This window comes from Photobacterium kasasachensis (assembly GCF_050336885.1).
Lineage (GTDB): Bacteria > Pseudomonadota > Gammaproteobacteria > Enterobacterales > Vibrionaceae > Photobacterium > Photobacterium kasasachensis.
Genome location: NZ_JAKJSH010000030.1, coordinates 11,859 through 28,203, shown reverse-complemented (window position 1 = coordinate 28,203; position 16,345 = coordinate 11,859). Strand labels below are relative to the sequence as shown.

Genomic DNA, 16,345 nt, shown 5'->3' with positions numbered 1-16,345 from the left:
CTTCCCCCTTCAACGGATTAAAAGCGCAGCGACATACAGCTAACGCCACCGTCAACTTTGCGATACTCAGAGGTATCAACGGTTTCCACCCTGTACCCAAGCTCACGGATTCTATTCTCTGTTGTCGGATAACCACTTGGCATAATGACGGTACCGTTTACCCAGATACAGTTAGCGGCATAGCTCTCGTTCTCGGGGATCTCGATAATATTAAGATGGGCAAACTCAGGTTTATCAATAAACTCACCGGCGGCTAGCAAATTACCGTTTTCCAAATAGGCAAGCCCGGTTTTGAGGTGGAGTACTTTTTCCAACGGAACAATATGTCCAGACATGCCGTACTTTTCCAGTATCGCAATCAACTGAGTGGCACCTTCTTCGTTGGTTCGGGCCGACTTACCAATATAGAAAATGTCTCCAACCATCATCACATCACCGGCATCGAGGGTGCCGGGAGCAGTGATATGTTCAATTTTGTCCCCATAGAAACGGCGAAGCGCCGGTTCAATCGAATCAATTTCCCCACGGCGCGTATCAGCTCCCGGGCGGGTCACAATACCGCAGTGTTTGGTGCAAAGTGCCGGGTCCTCAACAAAAACAGAGTCAGGATACTGCTCGAGTGGCGGCAGCAATAAGATTTCAACCCCACACTTTCGCAAGGCATCTAAATACGCCAGGTGCTGTTTCATAGCAAGTTCGTAGTCGGGTTTGCCATCATCAGCAGAAGAGATACCATCAACCAGTGCCTTACAAGGGGTACGCGCAATAATGTAGTTAAACATAGTCAGTCCTTTTAATATTTACCTTTAACGCCTGAGACCAACCTATAGCGAGAACCGTGCCATATTGACAATTCTATTAAAAGTATCGTTAAATCAGCTTGTTACAATGGTTGATAAGGTTTTAATAAGGTGAAAAGGGTGCCGAAAATTCGTCGCTGATGAAATTTCGGCAAGTAGAAGATAACCATATAATTTATTTGGTTTATTTGTGAATTGCTTCACTACAAAAGTGGATGTTAGATGGTTTACTATGACGATAATTCGTCAGTTTCGAGGATAAACTGTGATGGACAAATACCCTGCTGAGATACTCTCGCTTCTTAATCAGGTAATGACAGTCTTTGACAGTATTTCTAGTTCCTACATTATCATCGATGCATCAGAAACAGTTGTTACCTACAACGAAGTCAGCTCGAAGCTTGATGGCATTGCCGCCAGTAAAGTTATTAACCGTAAATTGCTCGATGTATTCCCTACCCTTTCGAGAGGTTCAAGCTCAATGCTCCAGGTGTTACGCAGCCGTATACCCATCTGGAATAAAGCCCAAAGTTATCAGGCACCATCTGGAAAATTGATGACCATGACCTCCTCAACATTTCCCGTTATAGGGGCTGACAACACGGTCATGTTCGTAATTGAAGTTGTGCATGATATCAGCAACTTAAGAGAGCTGACGGATCATGTTATCCACCTGACGGAGACTCTGAAAGAAAGCCAGACGCCAACAAAACATAGTCTGCAAATTATCACCGAGAACAAACAGTTTAAACGACTTCTCAAAGATGTAAGAACGTTCGCCCAAACACAATTACCGGTACTGATCGCAGGCGAAACAGGTACAGGGAAAGAGTTAATAGCCCGTTATATTCACCTCAATAGCAGCCAAAATAATACCGCGATGGTAACAATCAATTGCGGAGCTATACCGCCAACCTTAATCGAAAGTACCTTGTTTGGCACTGTTAAAGGCGCATTTAGCGGTGCCGAAAACAAAAAGGGATTACTTGAACTTGCTGATGGCGGAACACTTTTTCTTGATGAAATCAATTCCATGCCGATAGAGGTACAAAGCAAACTCCTGCGCGTTGTCCAGGACGGTGCTTTTCGTCCTTTAGGTGGCAGCCAAGAAAAAACAGTGACCATCCGCTATATCACCGCGATGAATGAGCAGCCCGAAGTGGCAATACAAAAAAAGGAGCTACGCTCAGACCTCTTCTACCGTCTTGGTGTTTGTATGGTGGTACTTCCGCCACTACAGCAGCGGCTGGATGATATTTCGCACCTGGTCGAATATTTTATCCGCAAACATAACCCGCTACTCAATACAGCTATAACTGGCTATACACCGGATTTTATTCAATCGCTGGAGTCTCGCTCCTGGCCAGGAAATGTCCGGATGCTGGAGAACGTAGTGCTCCGTTGCATGCTGATTTGTTCACAACAAAATCATGATGTACTGACGGCATTGCACTTGGGGTCAATCCAGGAGCCGTCGATTTCTATCACTCCTACCTCTACTCATCATGAATGGGAACCGATAGACAGCCGTGAGCCAGAAGAGTCGTTAGCCGATCACCTTGCTGCTTATGAGAAGAAGTTACTGATTGATGCTCTAGCTCGGTATCAAGGCAATAACAGCAAAGTCGCTCGGCAGCTAAAGCTCCCCCGAACAACCCTACAGAGTAAATTGCGAAAATATGGCATCAGTAGCTAGTCTAATCCAACAAGGTATTTATGGCTTGGCATAACCACTTAGCTGCCGGGCCCATACTGCAATCTTTCGGTGTGATGTACTCAATCGGAACTGACCAGTCTTTATAGTCGAATGTTACCGGAAGTATATGCAGTTGACGGGAAACATCCTGTTCAACAAGATGCCTTGGCATGTAAGTCCAGCCTAACCCCATCTCAACACTTTTTAACAACGCGCGGTAGTCATTGCCATACCAAACCTGCGATGAAACCGGCTGTAAATGTGCCTGATGCACACCATTAGCGCCCTTGATCATCAACTGCCGATGAGGGATCAGATCTGCTGGTGTAACATTCTCCAGGCTTGTTAATGGGTGTGTTTTGCAAACAATAGGAACAAACGACATATTACCGATATAGCAAATATCAGCTTCTTTAATGAATGTCATATCACTCAAAATAACGCCAATATTCGCCTTCCCAGATAGAACATACTGGATAGTATCGCTGCTGGACATCGTCATAATGTTCAGTGATGTTGCTGGGAACTGGCATGCAAAATCATCAATAATCGTATAAAAGCGTGTAACCTGCAGACTATCTTCAATTGCTAAAGTTAATTGAGTTTCTTCATTATTGGTTAGTGCCTTTGCCGCACTTTCAAGCTCATAGGCCTGCTGCAATATAGCCTCGGCAAAAGTCAGCAGGTGCTTGCCTTCATTGGTTAAGGTTGGCTTTCGGGTACTCCTGTCAAAAAGAGTCACATCAAGGTCAATTTCCAGATTAGAAATCCCCTGGCTTACTGCAGATTGAACCTTACCTAACTTTCTGGCGCCTGCTGAAAAAGAACCCAGCTTCGCAGCCGTAACAAACATATTCAACTGATCGAGATTATACATACCATCACAAATTATGATATTAACTAACTAGATCTAATCATATATTAAGATACATTAGCTGCATAGATTATCCCTTAAGAGTATTAACCCATGTCAGTTAAAGAACGTATCTTGCACAGCCTGCTTTTTGAAGCGATTGCACTATTCATCCTAATGGTTGCAGCGACACTGTTTACTTCCCACAACCCAGGTGTTGTTGGCGGTATTGCAATTGTCTTATCGCTATTGGCGATGGCCTGGAACTACGTCTATAACTTAGGCTTCGACCATATTTTTGGTCATGATCGTTTATCACGAAAACTCGGCATGCGTATCGCGCACGGATTTGGCTTTGAAGTGGGCTTGCTGATCGTTACAATTCCGCTATTAATGTGGGTGCTACAAATGGATTTCTGGACAGTATTCGTCCTTGATCTGGGTATTGTTATCTTCTTTTTGGTTTACTCAATCATCTATAACTGGGCTTACGATCAAGTACGCTCAAAAATAACAGCACGAAAAGCGGTTACTTCATAAGAAGTAAGCAAAGCCCGTGGTTATATACCCACGGGCTTAGTGTTTAAATTAAACGCAGAGTGCTAAGACAGAATTTGATCCACAAACTCCGGAACCAACACCGAAGCCGGACCATAGCGCTTTTCAGCAAACTCACTTTCAACTTCACTCGGCTCAAGATTGAGCTCTACCGTGTGTGCACCATGCATAGCCGCCTCATGGACAAAACCGGCAGCAGGATATACGGCGCCAGAAGTACCAATCGAAATAAACAGATCGGCTTTCATCAGCGCATCATGAATGCGGTCCATGCCAATCGGCATCTCACCAAACCACACCACATTCGGGCGCATTGGGGCTGGCATCTGACAACAATGACAATGATCATCTAGAGAGATGTTCCCGCTCCAAGCTACACTCTGGCCAGTGTTACTACACTGCGCCTTTAAGAGTTCACCATGCATGTGGATAATATTATTTGTTCCTGCTGCCTCGTGAAGATTATCGATATTCTGGGTAACAACAGTAACTTGCCCTTCCAGTTCACGTTCGAGCTTGGCCAGCGCCAAATGGGCCGCGTTGGGGGCCACCGTACCGCTCTCGAGTTGCTGGCGGCGTTGATTGTAAAAATCTTGAACCAAAGATGGGTTACGACGGTATCCTTCAGGAGTTGCGACATCTTCAATATGATGATTTTCCCATAATCCATCTTGATCACGGAAGGTACGAATGCCCGATTCAGCTGAAATGCCGGCGCCGGTAAGAATAACGATATTACGATACGGGAAAAGCATAGATACGTCCTTTTCAGCTTGTATAAGCTATTTATACCATTGTTTTCATAAGGTTATAAGTCAAAAGTATTCGACATTAGTCTAATGTTTTAAGGTTACATTCATAAAGTTATAGTGCATTAAGGAAGTTGTCCATAGTGCAACTCTCCAAACGAAAAAAAGCCGGCGAGGAGCACTCACCGGCTTTGCTTGTCTTTTCAGGGACCTGCAAGTAAAAACTAACTATGCATTATCCTGAGCAGGCTTCTTCGAAGCTTCAAGCTTTTCTTCATAACCTGGCTGATTTTCAGGCAAATCTTTTACCTCTTCATACCATAGGTCATGATGCTCTTTCGCCCAGGTCTCATCAACTTCACCCGTGATCATGCCATCTAGTGCCGCTTCCATCCCAAACAGGCCGATATAGATGTGGAAGACAAAACCACAGATCAATATCAGTGCCGAGAACATATGCACGAGGTTCGACAACTCCATGTCACGGCGAGTTTGATCAAAGATCGGGAAGTCCAGAATGAAACCACTGACCGTGATAAAGATACCGAAAAAGATCAGTAGCCAGAAAATCGCCTTCTCACCGCCATTAGAAAACCCTGCCGAAGGATGAGTGCCTTTGTGTTTACCAACCATGCCGCCCATCTTCATAAACCACTTCACATCAACCATATTGAAGATGCTCTTGCGCCACCATTTGATAAGCACCGTCAGTAACAAGATGGCGAAAATCGGACCAATGTAGTTATGGTATTGCTTGGCGATATATATTATCCAGCCCCATAACTCAGTAGGCACCACTGGCTTGATGAAGTGTTTGCCATAAACCAACGTCAGGCCACTGAACGCCAGCGTCAGAAAGGTGAAGGCCATGCTCCAGTGTAATGCGCGATCCATACGGCTCCAGCGCTTGATCTTACGACCTGTTTTAGGCTTGCTGAGCTTTAACGGGCCGACAGTTACATACGCCAATGCAACCAACGCCAAACTGCCAAAAATAGCCAATGCCCCCAAAGGTGACATCCACTTCTCTTTGAGGATAAACCACGTCTGACCCGGTACGGAAATTAGCACCCCGTGCTCAGGCGACTGTGATGTGGTATACCCTTCCTGACCATCCTTGACCATGCGCCAATAGTCGGCTCCGGCAAACCCTACGATTTCTTTCTGAATCACAGATTCGCCCAAGCGCGTATTATCAGATTGTTGGCTGGTTTCATGACTGGCTAACACTGACAGCGAAAACGTCAGCATGAATGCAGTAACCAGTATTGTAAACCAGCGTTGAATTCGCTTAGTCATTAACACTCCCGACTGTTTGAAAAACAGTTTTTACTTAACAAGGGTTTCAGCCCGGTAACAGGCTGAAACCGATTAGTGCTTTGAAACACTAGATTTATCGTGATTAGGCCTTACGTACCTTGCCTGCGTCATAGGCAAGATCATCAGTATTAGCCCACCCCGCTTCTTTTGCTCCGCGAGCTACCACACGTTCACGGTAGATATCGGAGATTTTGGCTGCATCACCAGCCAGCAGCGCCTTGGTCGAACACAAAGATGCACACATTGGCAGCTTGCCTTCTGCAATACGGTTTGCCCCGTACTTTTGCTTCTCTTCGTGCGAGCCAGGCTCTACACCCGGACCACCGGCACAGAAGGTACACTTGTCCATCTTGCCGCGCTCGGCAAATGCGCCCTGTTTAGGGAACTGAGGCGCACCGAACGGACAGGCGAACAGGCAGTATCCGCAGCCAATACACAAGTCTTTATTGTGGCGAACAATACCGTCTTCGGTTTGCTCGAAGCAGTCAGCAGGACACACCGCCATACACGGCGCATCGCTACAATGCATGCAGGCAACCGAAATTGAGGTTTCCCCTGGCTCACCATCATTTAGAGTAACTACGCGGCGGCGCTGGATGCCCCACTCAAGCGCATCATCGTTTTCGTTTTTACAGGCGGTAACACAACCGTTGCACTCGATACAACGTTTAGAGTCACAAAGAAATTTCATACGTGCCATCAGAATGACTCCTTACGCTTTAGAGATCTTACATAGGGTTACTTTGGTTTCCTGCATCTGAGTGACAGGATCGTAACCATATGTGGTTGCAATGTTTGCTGATTCACCGGAAATAAACGGTGCAGAGCCTTCCGGGTAGTTTCCTCGCAGATCTTCACCCTGGAACTTACCGCCGAAGTGGAACGGAATGAACGCCAAGCCAGGTTTCACCCGGCGAGTTACCATCGCCTTAACATGGATACGCCCCTTCTCGGCACCTTCAACCCACACCATATCACCGTCACGGAAGCCCAAATCGTTGGCATCTTTCGGGTTAACCTCAACAAACATTTCTTGCTGCAGCTCGGCCAGCCAAGGGTTAGAGCGGGTTTCATCACCACCACCCTCGTACTCAACCAGACGACCAGACGTCAGGATGATCGGGTACTCGCCAGAGACGTCTTTGTCCTGAATTGACTTATACAGAGTCGGAAGACGGAACATCGCCTCGCTGTCATTCCAGGTCGGGTAATCCGTCACCAGATCGCGGCGAGGTGTGTAAAGTGGCTCACGGTGTAACGGAACGGCATCCGGGAAGGTCCAGACAACAGCACGCGCTTTAGCGTTACCGTAAGGAATACAGCCATGCTTGATCGCAACGCGCTGAATGCCGCCGGACACGTCAGTTTTCCAGTTTTTACCTTCAGCAGCGGCTTTTTCTTCAGCAGTCAGTTCATTCCACCAACCAAGCTGCTTGAGCATCTTGTCACTGAATTCCGGATAACCGTCTTCAAGCTCACAGCCTAGCGAATAGCTGTCATCTGCCAGCAGACTTTCACCATTTCGTTCAACACCAAAGCGGGCACGGAAGTTACCGCCACCCTGGGCAACCGTTTTGGATGTATCGTAAAGAATATGAGTACCCGGATGCTTCATTTCAGGCGTACCCCAACACGGCCAAGGCAGACCGTAGGTTTCACCGTCGGCAACACCACCCTCAGCTTCAAGCGTCGTTTTGTGGAAGGTATGCCAGTTTTGCTGGTGTGCCTTTAGACGCTCCGGACTCTGACCGGTATAGCCAATGGTCCACATACCCTTGTTGTATTCTCGGGTAATGTCTTCAATCACCGGCTGGTTATTTTCAACCTTGATATGCTTGAACAGTTGATCGGCAAGGCCGAGCTTTTTCGACAGCAGGTACATGATTTCATGATCAGGTTTAGATTCGAACAACGGTTCAATTACCTGATCACGCCACTGAATAGAACGGTTTGTTGCCGTTACAGAGCCTGTGGTTTCAAACTGAGTTGTCGCTGGCAGCAGGTAGACATTATCGGTACGGCCGTTCATTACCGCTGCAACACCCGGGTACGGATCAACAATAACCATCATGTCGAGCTTGCCCATTGCAGTGCGCATTTCCGGGCCACGGGTTTGCGAGTTTACAGCATGTCCCCAGTAAAACATGGCGCGGATGTTATCGTTCTGCTCGATATTGGCTTTATCTTCCAGCACGCCGTCAATCCAACGTGATACAGGAATACCGGCGTTGTTCATTGGTTTCTTGCCGCGATAGTCAGCTTGATCAAAACGTCCTTTCAGCCATTCGTAATCGACATCCCACACGCCAGCCCAGTGTTTCCAGGCACCTTCAGACAAGCCGTAGTAGCCAGGCAGGTTGTCAGACAGAACGCCAAAGTCCGTTGCACCCTGTACGTTATCGTGACCTCGGAAGATATTGGCACCGCCACCGGCTTTACCCATGTTGCCAAGCGCCAGTTCTAAAATACAGTAAGCACGGGTATTGTTGTTACCTGTGGTGTGCTGGGTTCCCCCCATACACCAGACGACACAGCCCGGACGGTTTTCAGACAGCATCTTCGCCGTTTTATACACTTCTGCTTCAGGCACACCACTGACGCGCTCGACTTCTTCCGGCGTCCACTTGGCAACTTCTGCACGAACTTCATCCATACCCCAGACACGCTGGCGAATGAATTCTTTGTCTTCCCAGCCATTCTTGAAGACGTGGTACAAAATACCCCAGATAAAGGCGACATCCGATCCCGGACGTAGCGACACATAATGGTCGGCTTTTGCCGCAGTACGGGTACGGCGCGGATCGGCAACAACAATCTTACAGCTGTTGCGCTCTTTGGCGATCAGGATATGCTGCATCGCAACCGGGTGCGCTTCAGCGGCATTCGAGCCGATAAACAGAATCGACTTACAGTTGTGCATGTCGTTCAGTGAGTTGGTCATCGCACCGTAACCCCAGGTGTTGGCAACACCGGCTACCGTTGTCGAGTGACAGATACGCGCCTGGTGGTCAACGTTGTTGGTTCCCCAAAGCGATACCATTTTACGGAACAGATACGCCTGCTCGTTGTTGTGTTTTGCAGAGCCCAGCCAGTAAACCGAATCCGGACCTGACTCTTCGCGAATTTTCATCACTTGCTGGCTGACTTCGTCTAAAGCCTGCTCCCAGCTCAGTTTTTTCCACTTACCGTTGACCAGTTTCATCGGGTATTTAACGCGGCGCTCACCATGGCCGTGTTCGCGTAGCGCGGCACCTTTAGCACAGTGTCCACCAGCATTAAAAGGATGGTCAAAAGCGGGTTCTTGGCCAGTCCAGACACCTTCTTGTACTTCTGCGTAAATACCACAGCCCACTGAACAGTGAGAACAAATCGTACGCTTAACTTCTACCGGCGCTTTCGGGTCTACCGATTTCGCTTGCGCCTTTTTCATCATACCCGGTGCAAACATGCTGGCACCGGCAACACCACCAGCCGCAGCCAGTGAAGTGTTACGAATAAAGGAACGACGAGAGATACCGAGCTGGTTTTCGTCCTTGCTCACTTTGTCGGAACGTTTAGTCAGTTTCATTTATTGCTCCGTCTTACAAGGTTTCGTAGTAATCACGAACATGCTGAGTTTCGCGATAGCCTGTTGTGTTGTTTTCATTCTTCTGTTCCGGCGTCTCTACCGCGGCCTTGGCAACGGTTGTCGTACCGGCAGCAACAGCTCCAGCAGCCGCAGTCAAACCAATGTTCTTCAACAATTGGCGACGGCTTTGATCAGTTTCATTATGAATAGCTTTGTTTTGCTCACTCATAAAAGCTTGCTCCTTTATCGTTGTTCCTGATGTCCAAACCATGTTCACCGGGAATCGATTCTTATGTTTTTTCTAATTACGTCGTTACAAAAAGTAAAATCAGAAAACTCTAGTTCACTTCAATAAAACGCGTTTTCTCTACCGTTAAAAATTGCAAAGCCAGCTCACCAACCGCACAGTAGAACACGGCGCTCTCGGCGGCTTTCATATCGGCACATAACCGCTCAAACCAGGTTGCGACATGACGATTAAAGAAGGTTTTCTGCAGGTGCTCATCACCGCCCTCCACCAGCATTGCCATCACCTCCAGCAGCGCAGCAATGTGGTCTTCCGGCTCTTTCACCGACTCATCACGTTCAAAACCCAGCTGGACCAGATCTCGACGCAGGTGAGCCAAAGGCATTTCCATCAAAGACCCCGTCAAATACCAGGATCCAAATGGCACAATCTCGCCACGACCGATACCGATAAACATATCCTGATACTCTTCTTCAACGGCGATAAGGTTGGCCTTTTGCGCAGCCAGTCTTAGTAGCGGCCAGGCTGCTGCCATTTCAGTGGTTTGATGCTCTGCGATCTCCACGTTCAGATCGGCCAGCCAGTTCAGGACATTTTCATCAGGCGCCTGACGCATCAGATGCGCAAGCATGGCGTAGATCTCGATTCGCAGTGACGTTTCTGCTTGTTGTGGCTGATTTACCATCGGTTGTTCCATTTGTTGAACCATACTTCGCTCCTTACACCCTTAACTGACTTTCAGGATCAGCGTCGATCTTTGAAAAGACATCACGTACGCGACAGTCTTCACACATAGCCAGCCGGCGAATGGCCTCTCCCTGAAACTGAGAGTGACCTTGTAACTTTTCAGTTAGCATTTTCACCATGGATGCCGGAGCAAATGGTTTACCGCAACTTGTACAACAAGCCGCTTCTTCCTCATAAACAACCCGCGCTTCCTGACGTTCAGTTTTGTTCCAGTTAAAACCCGGCTTAAGCGCAATCACCTTCTCAGGGCAGGCCTTTTCACACATACCGCATTGCACGCAGTCTTCTTCAATGAACAACAAACCCGGACGATTACCAATGGCATGCAAAGCGCGGGTCGGACAAACCGCCACGCATCCCATACACAAGGTGCAATCATCAGACTGGCATTCCACCGAACCATACGGTGCATTGGCAGGTACATCTGAACGGACAGGCTTTTTCTCTGCAGCGCTATACAGCAACTCAAGTACCGCAAAAAGTTTCTCTCGCTTGCTGCCTTCAAGGCGCTCAACAGAAGATGTTGTTGCTATTGGTAGCAAAGGGATATCGAAAGGCGTAAAGGATGCCGCCGAGGCGAGATCAAACAATGCAATCCGGTCGGCCTCATAACCAAGCTCAGTAAGAAATGTCTGAGCAACCGAAAGCTCGTCAGACAAAACACGATCAATAGTGGCAGGAATATAAACTGTATTTGTAGCCAGAAGCACTTGATGCGCTCCGTAGGCCAAGGCAGTAAACCAAGTATCAATCCCTACGGTTGCCAACTCTTCCAACGCTACAGGGATAACTGTAGAAGGAAGATGAGCTAGCGCATTCACAACAGATTGCTCGTCTCGATTGCCATATATAAGCAGAGTGGGCTTTTCTCCCCCTTCTTGCTGATAACGGTTTAATAATCGGGATACAAAATGTTGAGTATTATCAGGATCAGGCAGTGCATAACTAATGGCTTCTGTAGGGCAAGCCGTCGCACAGGTTCCCACTCCTTGACAAAGGTACGGATTGATTTCGATGGCATAACCATTACTGGACAATGCACCCGCGGGGCACGCATCGACACAACGATCACAGCCACTCACGCCGCGCGACGAATGGGCACAAAGATCCGGGTTCAGGCGAAAATATTTGGGCTTATCGAATGTTCCCAGCATATCCGGAAGATCTTCAATAACACTCGCTAGTTTCGCCTTGCCTGCACCCACACCATAATAACCAGGAGCCGGAATTTCTGTTTTAACAACGCCTTCAGGCGTCATATCAACCACAAGATCAAAACAATCACGACCAATCGCTATTTTTGCCAAGTTCGTGAAGGCTTCCGTATCCCCAGTTTCAGATTTTGTTTCTGAAACAGAAACCGGGTTAGCACCACCAACACGACAAGTCACTTCAAACGCCCCTAGGTAACCTTTAAGCTTTACCTGTGAGCTGAAATACAGGTTCTCACCCTTACTTGCCGTATCTGCTTTGGCTAACTTCTCTGTTACAAGCAACGTCACCGAATTCAGCGCCGAAAATTGAGATTTCAGTGCAGTTATCGTTTCTTGCTCACCAATCAGCAACACGTTCCCGCGGCTTTCATAAGAAACCGTAGGCGGGATCAGGTTTGACAGCTCGACAGTACCTGCAATCGCAGTGTGTCGTGCTTGTCCGTTCTTGTCAGAAAATGCTTCTAGTGTACTTTTTAACATTCTTATTCCTGTCTACTCGTCACCGTCAGTCAGTGCCGATTGAAGAGCCTTGTTTAATAAAAGGTTTTATAAACAGGACGCTTCATAGCCCTTATAAGAGCAATAACCGAACCAACTTTTCACGGAATAAAATGACCTAAAGGGAACTAAAGTCAGAAAGAGGCAATTTGAACCACTCGCCATGGGACAATTTGTCCTAGCTATTTTTGAGCAGTGCGCCAAAATGTCCCGATCTTTTTTAAGGGTATTATTCCCTTTTTGTCCCAACTTCAGTTCTGCTGCCTCATTTTTGTAACAGCCGACTTTTCTTTTTCATTAATTAAGAGTGGTTAGCATCGTGTCTTAGCTTCTAGCTAAAGGGACTTTTACCGCATCATGCTCATCACACGTATCTACACAACGAGTAGATACTTCTTCTGACAAGGTAGGGATAGATGCGTTTTGAGATGCTAACTCTATGGGTTCAAGCTCAGTGGGTTCAGTCTTCGTGACAAGCTCAATGTATTCAGACTCTGCGGAACACGTATCCTCACCATCATCAGATATTGATTGGGCCATTTGATCTGAAGCGTCTAGTTGTTCTGACACTTTTTCTAGCTTTTCTGACGCCTGATTCACCCAGTTTCGAAGCTGTTTGGTCACACCGGAATCCAAGGTAGGGACATTGGAAAAGTCTTCCGTGTGATCATCCATATCACTGACATAGTTAAACTCGTCTGAGTGAAACAGCTTACGCAATGCCGCTTTCTTCACAGACTTATCAACGCCCGTTCTCATAAACGACGTGACTCCGCCATCAAAGGTTACATTGACAACATCTTTCAGCGTCAGCGCTTCTGCTCCACTTGCCTCGTCTTCATCTTTCGATAGATTAGGCCCAGTACCAGAGTCATCGTCATGAGATGATTTATTTGTTGCTTCAGTAACTTGGCTTAAGCTCGCAGTGTCATCAATCAGAAGAGGATCCGCATCAGACTCAACAGCATCTTGTTTCTCAACAGCGTCTTCGCGCGATGCCAGCTTTCTGCTTGACCAACGCTGGAAAAAATTAGTTGCCACTAGAGCGCCCTTTCTTATCTTTACTTTTGTCTTTACAACGCTTGCGTCTGAACTCGATTAACTCGCCATGACGACCAATAAAAGCTTCCATCCAGGCCTGGACCTGAAGCGGGATTTGGATATGGAGAACTTGATAATCACCATCCATATAACTGCCCGCAACGCTTTGTGCTGCAGTAACCAATAGCGGGGAAAGTTGCTCGTTCTCCTCTTCACAAACAATGAATAAGTGCGGATCCTGAGAGCTCAAATTAAAGCGATATTCGGTACGCTCATCACGGTAAAGTTCCAATGGGAGGATGTAGCCACCATCTGATTGGGCAACTTCATTCTTTTTGTCCTGATCATAAAGACAGACATCTTCAATAGACCAGGACAAGGTCGACCAACGACCAATTTGCTTCTCTTCAGAGGCCAAACGAAAGGCTATCGGCCATATGGATTCATCTTTATGCAAATCTGGCACATGCGCTCCTTAATCATTACTCGTTTACTCTTGAATAAGGCACATAAAGCAATTATCAGACCAACTTCAGTTTAATCGCTCATTTCCACACTCCTTACTCATATAGTTGGAATGATGTTTGCTAGACTGTGAAACTACTAACGACATGAAAAAGAATGTCTGCCGATAAACCCTATTGAGCATAGACATAATTAGAACGTTTTCGAATCAGCAGGAATTTCTGATGACCCAACTGCCAAAAATCATTAAAACCAAATCATCCGTCAACCAGACTATGACCGTTCAAGTCATGGACGAGTATGGCGATATGATGGAGAAAGAAATCGCCTGCGAGCACCCCTTAACGGTTTACCTGAACTGGATTGAGGTTGTTACCTTGATGACCCTTGGCGAGCGGCCTTCCGCATTGGTCCTTGGCTATTTAAAAAACCAGGGATTTATTGAAGATATCGACGCCATTGAATCTTTGATCATTGACTGGGATACCAATTCGGCGGCTGTGATCACCAAAGAGAGCACAGATGGTCTTGAAAAGAAGCTGGGTAAGAAAACAGTGACCTCAGGATGTGGTCAGGGCACCATGTTCGGTAACGTAATGAAGAAACTGGAAGGCGTTACGCTTCCCCAACCGACCATTCCGCAGTCAAAATTGTACGGGCTGCTGGAGTCACTTACGCATCATAACGAAACCTATAAAGCAGCAGGTGCTGTTCATGGATGCGCCGTTTGTAAGGACACTGACATTCTGTCTTTTGTCGAGGATGTCGGCCGACACAATGCGGTTGATACCCTCGCTGGCGAGATGTGGTTAAAGGGTGAAACAGGCGAAGACAAAGTCTTCTACACCACAGGCCGACTGACCTCCGAGATGGTGATTAAAGTCGCCCAAATGGGGATCCCAGTTTTGCTATCACGTTCAGGTGCTACACAGATGGGGTATGAGCTGGCTCAAAAGCTGGGGATCACCATGATAGCTCGTGCCAAAGGACATCGCTTTCAAGTCTACAACGGCCAGGAAAACCTAGTCCTTGACGTCAAGGGCGCAAATGCCGAAGACGGAAATAAACTCACTCCGCTAGATGACCAACATAAACCAGACCACAAAGGTGAAAATGATCATCAGCGATCCGAAACAAAACAGACTGGAGGCAATGCATAAATGTCCACCAGCTTTCCCGAGTTCATGAATGCCAAGCTGGTTGCAGAGTATTTAGACCTTAACGAAAAGAAGGTATATGCCCTTGCCAACGACGGCTTGCTGCCTGCTACCAAGGTAACCGGAAAATGGCTGTTTCCCAAAGCCATGCTCGATAAATGGTTGCTGGAGTCCTGCCATAACGGCGTACTGAATGATCGTTTACTGATCGCCGGCTCTGACGATCCACTCCTTCAGATGATTGTCGGCAACATGGCCAACAAACTGGGTAGCACGGCACTGGTCGGCTATACCTCAACCGGCACCCGCCAGGGTTTAGCTATGCTTAGCAAAGGTCATGTAGATATGTGTGCTATCCACTGGGGCCATGCCGATGAGGCGCCACTGCGTCACCCAGCATTGCTTCAGCAATACCCGGGCCACAAAAACTGGGTGCTTATCCATGCCTTTGAGCGTCAGCAGGGATTGGTAGTGAGCCATGAGATCGCGGACTGTATCAATGCCCGTTCGCTTAACCCGCAAGAGTTGCTGGCTTCTCGCTGGCGGTGGGCACTTCGTCAGGAAGGTGCCGGGAGTATGCGCGCACTTGAAGAATGGTTACACGGCCATGCCTTCAATATAGATATGCTGACCAAAGCCGACATTTGTTATAGCGAGCGCGAACTGGCCTCCGCCATTGCCCGCGGACAGGCAGATGTCGGCTGCGCAAGCCAAAGCACTGCCGGAGAATTTGGATTGGGCTTTATCCCGCTTTGCCGGGAAGCGTTTGAGCTGGTTATTCCCAAAAACATCTATTTCAGAGCGCTGCAACAGCAACTGATTCAGGCTTTATCTGATCCTGAGATACAGGCCAAAGGCGATCAGCTGCAAGGCTATAATTTTCAGCGAACCGGCACCCAGGTTTGGAGTGCGAATTGATCGCCATAACTCAATAATGCCAAGTAGGAAAGCAGGCCGCCAATGATAGCAAAAATGCATTGGCGGATTTTTTACGCCTCGAAAGAAAGCCATCAAAAGAACCCCGTGAGTTGGGAGGCGGGAAACAATGCAATCAAAGCAACACCAACTCACTTTCATTCAAACGAGAACTACGTTTTATTCAGCCAATCAATAGCACGTTTCCCACTCAACAAGCCGCTCATCCCCTTCCATCATTTTGCTTATCGATTACCGTACGTTTGAAGCAATCGATAAGCATTTTCCTTAGTGAGAATCATAAGCAAAACCAATATACCAATTAGTAACAAACCACATTATAAATGGTTAGGTAATGTACATTTCAGATAGCTTTCTGTTGAATATGTGAGCAATTACTCTAAAATAAAAAATTCCCGCTTGGAATATTGATCTATACCTAATTTCTGCCTGTTATGCTTTAAGTTTTGTGCCACTAGGTGCACACTAGAACTTGGTCCTCCGACCAGTAATAAAT

At 47.2% G+C, this 16,345-nt stretch carries 15 protein-coding genes; 4 read left to right on the top strand and 11 right to left on the bottom strand.

The features are described from left to right. Positions 1 to 17: 17 nt before the first annotated feature. The gene (gene ddaH, locus L4D19_RS27580) at positions 18 to 782 is read right to left on the bottom strand and encodes a dimethylargininase (protein WP_428455062.1); all 765 of its coding nucleotides are present in this window, start codon (positions 780 to 782) and stop codon (positions 18 to 20) included. A 286-nt stretch (positions 783 to 1,068) separates the two neighbouring features. Here ddaH and L4D19_RS27575 point away from each other — a divergent pair, with 286 nt between their 5' ends. Next, positions 1,069 to 2,496 (top strand): sigma-54 interaction domain-containing protein, encoded by a 1,428-nt coding sequence (locus L4D19_RS27575; RefSeq protein WP_428455061.1) that lies wholly within the window; start codon positions 1,069 to 1,071, stop codon positions 2,494 to 2,496. A gap of 1 nt (position 2,497) precedes the next feature. Here the strand turns inward: L4D19_RS27575 and L4D19_RS27570 are convergent, their stop codons facing one another. Continuing rightward, complete coding sequence (locus L4D19_RS27570; protein WP_428455060.1) at positions 2,498 to 3,373, bottom strand: LysR family transcriptional regulator; 876 nt, start codon at positions 3,371 to 3,373, stop codon at positions 2,498 to 2,500. A gap of 90 nt (positions 3,374 to 3,463) precedes the next feature. Here L4D19_RS27570 and L4D19_RS27565 point away from each other — a divergent pair, with 90 nt between their 5' ends. Continuing rightward, the gene (locus tag L4D19_RS27565; RefSeq protein WP_428455059.1) at positions 3,464 to 3,889 is read left to right on the top strand and encodes a PACE efflux transporter; all 426 of its coding nucleotides are present in this window, start codon (positions 3,464 to 3,466) and stop codon (positions 3,887 to 3,889) included. Positions 3,890 to 3,951: 62 nt separating this feature from the next. On the opposite strand, the gene cobB is transcribed toward L4D19_RS27565, so the two are convergent. The 9 genes from cobB to L4D19_RS27520 all read right to left on the bottom strand — a co-directional run bounded on the left by cobB (position 3,952) and on the right by L4D19_RS27520 (position 13,757). Next, positions 3,952 to 4,662, bottom strand: coding sequence for a Sir2 family NAD+-dependent deacetylase (gene cobB, locus L4D19_RS27560; RefSeq protein WP_428455058.1), 711 nt, complete (start codon positions 4,660 to 4,662; stop codon positions 3,952 to 3,954). 222 nt (positions 4,663 to 4,884) lie between these two features. Further along, positions 4,885 to 5,955, bottom strand: coding sequence for a formate dehydrogenase subunit gamma (locus tag L4D19_RS27555; protein ID WP_428455057.1), 1,071 nt, complete (start codon positions 5,953 to 5,955; stop codon positions 4,885 to 4,887). Positions 5,956 to 6,058: 103 nt separating this feature from the next. Further along, on the bottom strand, positions 6,059 to 6,676 hold the full coding sequence (fdh3B, locus tag L4D19_RS27550; RefSeq protein WP_428455056.1) for a formate dehydrogenase FDH3 subunit beta: 618 nt from the start codon (positions 6,674 to 6,676) through the stop codon (positions 6,059 to 6,061). Positions 6,677 to 6,688: 12 nt separating this feature from the next. Continuing rightward, positions 6,689 to 9,544: a formate dehydrogenase subunit alpha gene (locus tag L4D19_RS27545; RefSeq protein WP_428455055.1), complete on the bottom strand. Its 2,856-nt coding sequence runs from the start codon at positions 9,542 to 9,544 to the stop codon at positions 6,689 to 6,691. Positions 9,545 to 9,557: 13 nt separating this feature from the next. Beyond that, complete coding sequence (locus L4D19_RS27540) at positions 9,558 to 9,773, bottom strand: twin-arginine translocation signal domain-containing protein (RefSeq protein ID WP_160655512.1); 216 nt, start codon at positions 9,771 to 9,773, stop codon at positions 9,558 to 9,560. A gap of 109 nt (positions 9,774 to 9,882) precedes the next feature. After that, positions 9,883 to 10,500, bottom strand: coding sequence for a TorD/DmsD family molecular chaperone (locus L4D19_RS27535; RefSeq protein ID WP_428455054.1), 618 nt, complete (start codon positions 10,498 to 10,500; stop codon positions 9,883 to 9,885). A 10-nt stretch (positions 10,501 to 10,510) separates the two neighbouring features. After that, positions 10,511 to 12,232, bottom strand: a complete 1,722-nt coding sequence (locus L4D19_RS27530; protein WP_428455053.1) for a 4Fe-4S dicluster domain-containing protein — start codon at positions 12,230 to 12,232, stop codon at positions 10,511 to 10,513. Positions 12,233 to 12,574: 342 nt separating this feature from the next. Next, complete coding sequence (locus L4D19_RS27525) at positions 12,575 to 13,291, bottom strand: DUF3306 domain-containing protein (RefSeq protein WP_428455052.1); 717 nt, start codon at positions 13,289 to 13,291, stop codon at positions 12,575 to 12,577. Further along, entirely contained in the window at positions 13,281 to 13,757 is a 477-nt protein-coding gene (locus L4D19_RS27520; RefSeq protein ID WP_428455051.1) for a DUF3305 domain-containing protein, read from the bottom strand. Before L4D19_RS27520 ends, L4D19_RS27525 begins: the two co-directional genes overlap by 11 nt. A gap of 223 nt (positions 13,758 to 13,980) precedes the next feature. Between L4D19_RS27520 and fdhD the strand changes: the two genes are divergently transcribed. Both fdhD and L4D19_RS27510 read left to right on the top strand, forming a co-directional pair. Beyond that, positions 13,981 to 14,916 carry a formate dehydrogenase accessory sulfurtransferase FdhD gene (gene fdhD, locus L4D19_RS27515; protein ID WP_428455050.1) on the top strand — a complete coding sequence of 312 codons (936 nt, stop codon included), beginning with the start codon at positions 13,981 to 13,983 and terminating at the stop codon, positions 14,914 to 14,916. Further along, positions 14,917 to 15,831, top strand: a complete 915-nt coding sequence (locus L4D19_RS27510; protein WP_428455049.1) for a substrate-binding domain-containing protein — start codon at positions 14,917 to 14,919, stop codon at positions 15,829 to 15,831. The last annotated feature ends 514 nt before the right edge of the window (positions 15,832 to 16,345 follow it).